Source organism: Lamprobacter sp. (assembly GCF_034860625.1).
Classification (GTDB): Bacteria; Pseudomonadota; Gammaproteobacteria; order Chromatiales; family Chromatiaceae; genus Lamprobacter.
Genome location: NZ_JAYESN010000370.1, coordinates 1 through 2,306 on the forward strand (window position 1 = coordinate 1; position 2,306 = coordinate 2,306).

At 61.4% G+C, this 2,306-nt stretch carries 2 protein-coding genes; both read right to left on the reverse strand.

The window, feature by feature from the left end; translation table 11 throughout:
- Positions 1 to 206 precede the first annotated feature (206 nt).
- The gene (gene nuoN / locus VBE63_RS27660) at positions 207 to 1,658 is read right to left on the reverse strand and encodes an NADH-quinone oxidoreductase subunit NuoN (protein WP_323686203.1); all 1,452 of its coding nucleotides are present in this window, start codon (positions 1,656 to 1,658) and stop codon (positions 207 to 209) included.
- A 12-nt stretch (positions 1,659 to 1,670) separates the two neighbouring features.
- Positions 1,671 to 2,306: complex I subunit 4 family protein (locus tag VBE63_RS27665; RefSeq protein WP_323686204.1), on the reverse strand; the 636-nt coding region annotated here is incomplete at its 5' end.

Consider the following 2,306-nt stretch of genomic DNA (forward strand, 5'->3'; position numbering starts at 1 on the left):
GTACAAGCAACTCAGGGTTATACCTGGGCTTATGAATACAACACGATTGCCCGCTTGGATGAGCCGTGGAATGTCCATGCCGCTAATCTAGCGCGCCGGGTTGGGCTAGAGGCCGTGCGTCGACACCCAGGTGGTGGTTAACCGGCCGTGACCGAATAGCACAACACACAGACCCAAAACACCACCATTTACTCGGGAATATCGGCTCAACCCGAAAACGCCTGCTGACAGAGCGTGAACAAGGTTGCCGGATACATCCCGAGCAACAGGATCACAGCGCCGTTGACGGTGATCGCCACCCGCGCACTGGCATTAGTCGTCACCGGCACCTCGGTGATCGGCTTATCGAAGTAGAGCAGCTTGACCACGCGCAGATAGTAGAAGGCGCCGATGATCGAGAACACCACCGCGACGATCGCCAGCCAGACCATCCCTTGAGCGATGATCGCCTCCAGCACCAGCAGCTTGGCGACGAAGCCGACCATCGGCGGCACCCCGGCCATCGAGAACATCATCAGCGCCATCATCGCCGCCAGCCAGGGGGCGCGGTCCGATAGGCCCTTGAGATCATCCAGCTCCTGTACATCCTGGCCCTTGCTCGAGATCATCAGCAGCACGCCGAAGGCACCGGCCGACATCAGCGCATAGACCACCGAGTAGAACATCGCCGAGGCATAGCCCTGTTCGCTGCCGGCCAGCAGGCCAAGGAAGATAAAACCGACATGCGAGATGGTCGAATAGGCCAGCATGCGTTTGATATTGGTCTGTGCGATGGCGACCACATTGCCGAGCGCAAGTGAGAGCACCGAGAGGATGATCAGGATCTCACCCCAATCCGATTGCAAACCGCCGAGCGCCTCGATCAGGATGCGCGCGGCCATCGCGAAGGCGGCAATCTTCGGCGCGCTCGAGAGGAAGAGCACGATCGGCGTCGGCGCACCCTGATAGACATCCGGCACCCACATGTGGAAGGGCACGGCGCCGAACTTGAACGCGATGCCGATCAGCGCGAAGACCAGCCCGAAGACCAGGATCTTATCGTTGACGCCACCGCTGGCAACGGCCGCGGCCACATCGGCGAAGGCAAAGCCACCGGCGGCACCGTAGAGCATCGAGATGCCATACAACAGCATCCCCGAACCGAGCGCACCGAGCACGAAGTACTTCATCGCCGCCTCGGCGCCCTGCTTGGAATCGCGATCGAAGGCGACCAGGGCATAGAGACAGAGCGAGAGCAGCTCGAGGCCCAGATAGAGCGTCAGGAAGCCGTTCGCCGAGACCATGATCAGCATGCCGAGGACCGCGAACAGCAGTAGCACATGGTACTCGCCGACCCACATCTCGCGGTCGCGCATATAGTCCTTGGCGTAGATGAAGGTCAGCAGCGAGACGATGAGGATCGCGCCCTTGAGCAGATCGCTCATCGGATCGCGAATGAAGCTCTCGCTGAAGGCCTCGGTTGGCATCGGGCCACCGACCAGTCCAACCGCAAAGAGCGCTGCCAACAGGCCGATGACCGTGAGTGTGTGATTACTCTGCTTCTGGTCATCGCGCGTATAGAGATCGGTGATCAGCACGGTGCAGGCGGTCAGCAAGATCACCAGCTCCGGCAAGATCGCGATCATCGAAGAGGTCAGGGATGGGGTAAGCGTCGTCATGACAGAGATCCGTTAGGGCTGAAGACCGGCAATCGGAGCGTCGTCGATCGCGATCGCCGACGGCAACTTGCTGACCTGCACTTGCTGCACCAACTGCGCGATGGTCGGCTCCATCACCTCGATCAGCGGCTTGGGCCAGAGGCCGATGGCCAGCGTCGCGGCAGCGAGCACGCCGAGGTTCAGCGTCTCGCGACGATTGAGATCCTCGAGCTTGGCGACCTGTTCGTTGCCGACCTCGCCGAAAATCACCCGCTTGACCAGCCAGAGCGTGAAGGCGGCCGCCAGCACCAGGGTAGTCGCGGCCAGGAAGGCGAACCAGAAATCGGCCTGGAACGCGGCCAGGATCACCATCAGCTCGCCGACGAAGCCCGAGGTGCCTGGGAGGCCGGCGTTGGCCATAGCGAAGAAGACGACGAAGGCGCCAAACCAGGGCATGCGGTTGATCACGCCGCCATAGGCCGAGATCTCGCGCGTGTGCATGCGATCGTAGAGCACGCCGACGCAGAGGAACAGCGCCCCGGAGATGAAGCCGTGCGAGATCATCTGCACCATCCCGCCCTCGATGCCCATGACCGCACCGGCGGTCTCGGCACGTTGGAAGATCGAGAAGATGATGAAAAAGCCCAGGGTCACGAAGCCCATGTGCGC

Bases quoted from the DNA above. Each gene is read 5' to 3' on its own strand.
- nuoN (WP_323686203.1), bottom strand. From the start codon at position 1,658: ATGACGACGCTTACCCCATCCCTGACCTCTTCGATGATCGCGATCTTG.